We start from the raw sequence: 6,155 nt of genomic DNA, 5'->3' as shown, positions 1-6,155 counted from the left end.
GTCTTCGGCAACGCCGCCAACCTTTTCCAGCGCCTGATAAATCGGCACGGTGCCGATGGGAACGGGCGAGTTGCGGATGATCCATTCGCGGGTGTCGTGAATGTTGCGGCCGGTCGACAGGTCCATGACGGTGTCCGCGCCCCAGCGGATGGACCAGACCATCTTGTCCACTTCCGTCGCGACATCAGACGCCACGGCGCTGTTGCCGATATTGGCGTTGATCTTGACCAGGAAATTGCGGCCAATGGCCATCGGTTCGGATTCAGGGTGGTTGATGTTGTTGGGAATGATCGCGCGGCCGCGGGCGATTTCTTCGCGGACGAATTCGGGCGTCACATAATCGGGGATTTCTGCGCCAAAGCTTTCGCCATCGCGGATATATTCGGTCAGGCGCGCACGGCCCAGATTCTCACGCTCGGCAACATATTCCATTTCCGGCGTGATGATGCCGCGGCGGGCATAATGCATCTGGCTGACGTTCATGCCGGGCTTTGCGCGCAGCACATGTTTGCGCACATTGGGGAATGGCGCCACGCCGCCGCTGCGGTCGGGGCCAAGCTGACCATTATCTTCGGGGCGGACTTCGCGCTGAAGCACTTCCTCTACATCGCCACGCTCACGGATCCAGCTGGCGCGGATTTCGGGCAGGCCCATGCTGATGTCGATGCGGGCGTTGCTGTCGGTATATGGCCCGCTGCTGTCATAGACGCGCACAGGCGGCTCGCCCGACGATGGCTCAAGATAGATTTCGCGCATGGCCACTTTGCGATCGCCGACGTAGATTTTCTTCGATCCACGGATCGGGCCAGTGGTGACGCCAATTTCGGTGCGTGCGGGGATGTCTGCCATGTGTACTCTCCAAATTATCGCGAAGGAGAGCGATTGGCGTGAAGACCGGGCTCGGTCCTCGCCAGTCCCCCGGACTGGCTGCGGTCTCACCTCCCTACGCCCGCGTCAACGGGATCAGGTTCAGCGGGTCGGATGGCGTTACCCATCCCTCTCAGTCACACGACTCCCCGGGGATGGAGATGCAATAGGCCAGAGTAGCGCGTCAGTCCAGCAGGATGAACATCGTCACGGCAATGAAATTAGGCGGCAGCAACATCCGACTGCAGCGCCCTCCAGAATATGGGCGAACTTGCAAGGCGCAGGAATTTTTCCGCCAGCCCCGGTTCAAGCGTTTTGCCGCTGGCCTGCATGACGGCGGCCATTGCGGCCTGTGGCCCGTCTTTCGCCGCGACATCGTCGGCCAATGTTGCGACGGCAAGGATGTGGATCGCCAGCTGATCCGTTTCGTTCCGCGGTGCGGCAGGTTCAAGGCCGCTCTGCAATATCCGCATCCACATACGGTGGTGCAGGGCATCAAGACGGGCGTCTTCAATGTCGATCAGCTGCGCCAGCTTTGATCCGATCCAGCTCAAGCGCGCCTCCCGCGTGCGTGCGCGCGGCGCTTCGGCGGCGGTTGCCGACGCAGGCTGAGAGGAAGTGGACGTAAACTGGTTGTGCGACGGAATCATAGCGGGCGCCCTATTTGCAGAGAAGCCAGATTATGACCCGCACATGATTTCCAACTGGTTAAGGCGAGTCAGAAAGTTCCGTCGCCGCGCACGACCGCGCCGTTACAGCATATATTTCATCTTTACCCGCTGGCTGACGGCGGCGGCATCAACCGCAAACGCCGCGGCCTTAAACTTGGGCGGGCCAGCAACAATCGCGGGGTTGCGGGAAAAGCCAAAGCCTTCCTTGGGCAAGAAAATGGCCATATCCATTTTGTTGTTGGCATTTTCATCATGGACCAACGCGACCGCATATGTGCCCTTTGCGATACCCGTGAACGATATATTTGCGGCATCGCGCGCGGATATACTGGTCTTCAAACCTTTGGGATCCTTGCCGCAATCGGGGAAGAAGCGCGGATTGGCGGTGACGCAGACGAGGACATTGCCCTTCGTATTGCGCAGGCCGGAGATGTTTATATCAATCGTCGCGGTTGCGGGCGCGGCTTCAACTGCGCCGCTTAAGGTTGCGATCCCAATGGCCGAGACCAAGGTCAGTGCCGCACATTTTATCCCAAAACCTGAAATATAGCCCATAATTCCCTCGATATGCGTCGTGATGCTTTTGATGATGTGTCGCCGTTATCAGCCACTGCCCTAATTTGCCGTTGACGATGGATTTCGGGAAACATTCCCACCCCATATGGTTGGTCACGCCCATGATGGTCATCACCGATAGCACGACGCCCAAAGACGCAACGTGAATGGGAATGACGAAGACCAAAAACGGAATAACGAACGCGCCTGACAATGCCTCCCACGGATGGAAGGACATGGCAGCCCATGCGGTGGGCGGGCGGCTTTCATGATGGACAGCGTGCGCCGCCTTGAACCAAAACGGGCGATGCATCAGCCGGTGTGTCCAATAAAACCATGTGTCGTGCGCAAACAGATATAGAAATACCGACAGCGGCAGATACCAGAAAGGGTAATCGCCGGCATCGCGGTAAATCAACGTCCAGCCGAGATTGTCCCATCCCCAAGCGACGACGCCCGCAGGAATGCCGTAAATCGCGGCGCTGGCGAGGCTCCACCCGATTTCGCGGCGGATTTGGTGGTCAAGGCCAACATAAAGACCCGGCTCGCGCAATTTCGTCGCCCATGCAAAAGCACCGCTGACCACGAGATAGCGCACGCCGACAATCGCCGTCATCGCCAGTGTTGATAAAAGCAAGATCAGCCAAGAGCCCATCTGGCGCCTTTAGCCCCTATCTTATCGGTTTAGCAAATTGCGTGTTTCGAAATTATCGGGACCGGAAATGCTGATGATATCGCCATCGTGCATGACCTTAATTGGTCCCTTATAGCGGCTGGCGGCATCACCAATCAGCGCGAATTCGAGCGGCTTGGGCACCGACGGGACGATATGGGTAAAGGCCAACATGCCAGCGCCGGACGCCTTTGCCACATCAGCGGCTTGTTCGGGGCTGATATGATAATTCTGGATATCGTCGAAGATTTTGGCCCGATTTATCATGCCTGCCTTTTGCGCGCTGGTGGCGAGGGCATCGACCATGCGCGGCGACAGCAGTTCGCTGACGTACAAATCAGACCCCTTGGCGGCTTTGGCCAGCGCAGGGGTGAACGCGGTGTCACCCGATATGGTGACGCTGCGGCCCTTATAATCGACGCGATAGCCAAAGGCGGGCGTGATCGGATCATGGTCCACAGAAAAGGCGGTAATGCGCACGTCATTGGCATCATAAACCACGCCCGGCTGGATAGCCTTGCCCGTCATGCCAAAGCCCGATTGCGGCACGACGGCTGCGCCATGGTGGGCAATGCGGTAGGTTGAATCAATCCGGTACGCCGCATTCAGCCCATCGGTGATTTCGGTGACGCCTTCAGGGCCAGACACAGGCAGCGGTGTTTTCGCGCTCGTCCCTGCCCAACGCTGCAGAGTGAAGGGGCCAAGGCCTTCGAAATGGTCGCTGTGCAAATGGGTGAGCCACACCCCTTCAATCTTATCGAGTGGCATGCCCATGAGAGACAGGGTTTTGCCGGAGCCTTCACCCATGTCGAATATAAACAACCGGCCACCGGCGATCACAACGGTGCACGCGGCCGCGCGGTCACGATTTGGCAAGGGCGAACCCGTGCCGCAAAATCCGACGTGCAGAGCATTTTCGGGCAATTCCGCCATGACATTGCGCGACATGGCACTGTCCGCTGCGCGCGAAATCAGCGCCATCGCCAGTGCGTCACGTTTTACATATGCCGCACCGCCCGCAACGACCAGCCCGCCAAGGACGGCCAAAAGCCATTTCTTCCGCATGATAAATCTCCCCCGTTTGACGACGTACCTACGCGTTTTTGATAGCGTTAGCATATAGGAAAATTATGACGACGTCGGTGCGCCGCCCAATCGCTATACATAAAGCTGTGCATTACCTTGGCAGAAGCCTTCCCCTTGTAAAATGGCTGCGCTAGGGCCGCATGGTGACACGCGAAAATATCAAATGCGATTTGGCCATTGTCGGCGGCGGGCTTGCGGGCGGGCTCATCGCGCTTGCCCTTGGCAAAATGCGGCCCGAATTGAAAATCGTCCTGATTGAACAAGGCGACAGCTTTGGCGGCAACCATATTTGGAGCTTTTTTGCGAGCGACATCTTGCCAGAGCATCGTTGGCTGACTGCGCCATTGGTGACCTATGGCTGGTCGGGTTATGACGTCAAATTCCCGGGGCACAGCCGCACGCTCGACAATATTTATTACACGATTGAATCCGAACGGCTCGACTGGGTGCTGCGCAAGAACCTGCCTGCATCGTCATTGATGCTTGGCCGTGAAGTGAAAGCGGTCTCGCCCAGGCTTGTGGTCCTGGACGGCGCCCAGCGTATTAACGCCGGCGGCGTGATTGACGCGCGGGGCGCAGGTGACCTGAACCATCTCGATTGCGGTTGGCAGAAATTTACCGGCCAGCTGATGCAATTGTCAGAGCCCCACAATCTTACAAAGCCCATCGTCATGGACGCGACGGTGGACCAGCATGATGGCTATCGCTTTGTCTATGTCCTGCCCTTTGGGATGGACAAGCTGTTTGTCGAAGACACGTATTACAGCGACAAGCCCGATTTGGACCCGCGTATCCTGCGTCAACGGATTGCGGCTTATGCGGATGAACAAGGCTGGAAAGTCGAGCGCGTCTTGCGTGAAGAAAATGGCGTCCTGCCCGTCGTGATGGGCGGCGATCTGGAAAGCTATTGGGCAAGCGGCAGTGGCCGCACGGCAAAGGCCGGCGCGCGCGGTGCATTTTTTCAGTCGGTGACCAGCTATTCCCTGCCCGACGCGGTGCGCAACGCCATTTTCATTGCAGAGCAGCCCGATCTTGACGGCGACAAGCTCAATCTTGTTCTGCGCGAGCGTGCGCAGGACCATTGGAACAAGGGCAGATTTTTCCGGATGCTCAACCGGATGCTGTTCCGCGGCGCCGAAGGCCGCGACCGATATAAAATATTAGAACGTTTCTACAGGCTAAAGCCCGGATTGATTGAACGCTTTTATGCTGGGAATAGCAGCAACAGTGACAAGGCGCGCATCCTGATTGGCAAGCCGCCTATTCCCATAGGGAAAGCCATCACCGCGATCCGGAGCAAGAAGAAATGAGCAGGACTCTCGCACTTTTCGTCATCCCGAACTTGCTTCGGGATAACAAAATGGGGTCGCCTGTTATCCTGAAACACGTTCAGGATAACGCATTTTTGGGACATAATTTATGACGAAAACAGCAGCAATTATTGGCGCCGGATTTGGCGGACTTGCGCTTGCAATGCGGCTGCAATCTGCAGGCATCTCCACGACGATTATCGAAGCGCGCGATAAGCCCGGTGGCCGCGGCTATTATTGGGAAAAGGACGGCTTTACCTTTGATGGTGGCCCAACGGTCATCACCGACCCGCCATGTCTGGAAGAATTATGGTCGCTGTCCGGCCATAAAATGTCGGACGACGTGGAATTGATGCCCGTGTTCCCGTTCTACCGTTTGAACTGGCCCGATGGCACGAACTTCGATTATTCGAACGACGCACCCGGGCTGAAAGCGGAGATTGAAAAGCTGAACCCTGACGATGTTGAGGGTTATCGCAAATTCCTCGAATATTCGAAGGGTGTGTTCAAAGAGGGCTATCAAAAGCTCGGGTCCGTCGCGTTCCTCGACTTCGCATCGATGATAAAGGCGGCGCCAGCGTTGATGAAATATCAGGCATGGCGTTCGGTTTATTCGATCGTTTCGTCTTATGTGAAAGATGAAAAGCTGCGCGAAGCTTTGTCATTCCACACGTTGCTCGTCGGCGGAAACCCGATGAGCACAAGCGCGATCTACGCGCTCATCCACACCATCGAAAAAGAGGGCGGTGTCTGGTTTGCCAAGGGCGGCACCAACCGGCTTGTCGCCGCAATGGTGACGCATTTTGAGCGGCTCGGTGGGACGATCCGTTTGGGCGATCCCGTCGAAGAAATCGAAACACGCGGTGACAAGGTCATTGGCGTGCGCACCAAATCGGGCTGGCGTATGGACTGCGACATGGCGGCGTCCAATGGCGACCTGATGCACACCTACAAGGATTTGTTGACCAGCAACAAACGCGGCGAGCGCGCAAC

At 57.1% G+C, this 6,155-nt stretch carries 7 protein-coding genes and 1 riboswitch; of the genes, 2 read left to right on the top strand and 5 right to left on the bottom strand.

What is annotated here, in order from left to right; all coding sequences use genetic code 11:
- The 5 genes from ACIQ5B_RS09875 to ACIQ5B_RS09855 form a co-directional block, all read right to left on the bottom strand.
- A partial coding sequence (locus ACIQ5B_RS09875) for a phosphomethylpyrimidine synthase ThiC (protein WP_397598869.1) occupies positions 1-849 on the bottom strand: 849 nt, incomplete at its 3' end.
- Between the two features lie 74 nt (positions 850-923).
- Positions 924-1,029, bottom strand: a riboswitch (TPP riboswitch).
- Between the two features lie 59 nt (positions 1,030-1,088).
- Entirely contained in the window at positions 1,089-1,517 is a 429-nt protein-coding gene (locus ACIQ5B_RS09870; RefSeq protein WP_397598868.1) for a hypothetical protein, read from the bottom strand.
- 102 nt (positions 1,518-1,619) lie between these two features.
- Positions 1,620-2,048, bottom strand: coding sequence for a DUF2141 domain-containing protein (locus ACIQ5B_RS09865; RefSeq protein WP_397598867.1), 429 nt, complete (start codon positions 2,046-2,048; stop codon positions 1,620-1,622).
- Positions 2,005-2,748: a sterol desaturase family protein gene (locus ACIQ5B_RS09860; protein WP_397598866.1), complete on the bottom strand. Its 744-nt coding sequence runs from the start codon at positions 2,746-2,748 to the stop codon at positions 2,005-2,007. Before ACIQ5B_RS09860 ends, ACIQ5B_RS09865 begins: the two co-directional genes overlap by 44 nt.
- A 21-nt stretch (positions 2,749-2,769) precedes the next feature.
- Positions 2,770-3,831 carry an MBL fold metallo-hydrolase gene (locus ACIQ5B_RS09855; protein ID WP_397598865.1) on the bottom strand — a complete coding sequence of 354 codons (1,062 nt, stop codon included), beginning with the start codon at positions 3,829-3,831 and terminating at the stop codon, positions 2,770-2,772.
- 161 nt (positions 3,832-3,992) lie between these two features.
- Here ACIQ5B_RS09855 and crtY point away from each other — a divergent pair, with 161 nt between their 5' ends.
- Together crtY and crtI are read left to right on the top strand one after the other, a co-directional pair.
- Positions 3,993-5,162 carry a lycopene beta-cyclase CrtY gene (gene crtY / locus ACIQ5B_RS09850; protein WP_397598864.1) on the top strand — a complete coding sequence of 390 codons (1,170 nt, stop codon included), beginning with the start codon at positions 3,993-3,995 and terminating at the stop codon, positions 5,160-5,162.
- 109 nt (positions 5,163-5,271) lie between these two features.
- A partial coding sequence (gene crtI, locus ACIQ5B_RS09845) for a phytoene desaturase family protein (RefSeq protein ID WP_397598863.1) occupies positions 5,272-6,155 on the top strand: 884 nt, incomplete at its 3' end.

It is taken from the genome of Sphingorhabdus sp. (genome assembly GCF_044374345.1).
Taxonomy (GTDB): Bacteria; Pseudomonadota; Alphaproteobacteria; order Sphingomonadales; family Sphingomonadaceae; genus Sphingorhabdus_B.
This window is presented reverse-complemented; position numbering and strand designations above follow the sequence as displayed.

Coding starts and splice junctions, on each gene's coding strand:
- ACIQ5B_RS09870 (WP_397598868.1), bottom strand. CDS start 1,517: ATGATTCCGTCGCACAACCAGTTTACGTCCACTTCCTCTCAGCCTGCG.
- ACIQ5B_RS09860 (WP_397598866.1), bottom strand. CDS start 2,748: ATGGGCTCTTGGCTGATCTTGCTTTTATCAACACTGGCGATGACGGCG.
- ACIQ5B_RS09855 (WP_397598865.1), bottom strand. CDS start 3,831: ATGCGGAAGAAATGGCTTTTGGCCGTCCTTGGCGGGCTGGTCGTTGCG.
- crtY (WP_397598864.1), top strand. CDS start 3,993: ATGGTGACACGCGAAAATATCAAATGCGATTTGGCCATTGTCGGCGGC.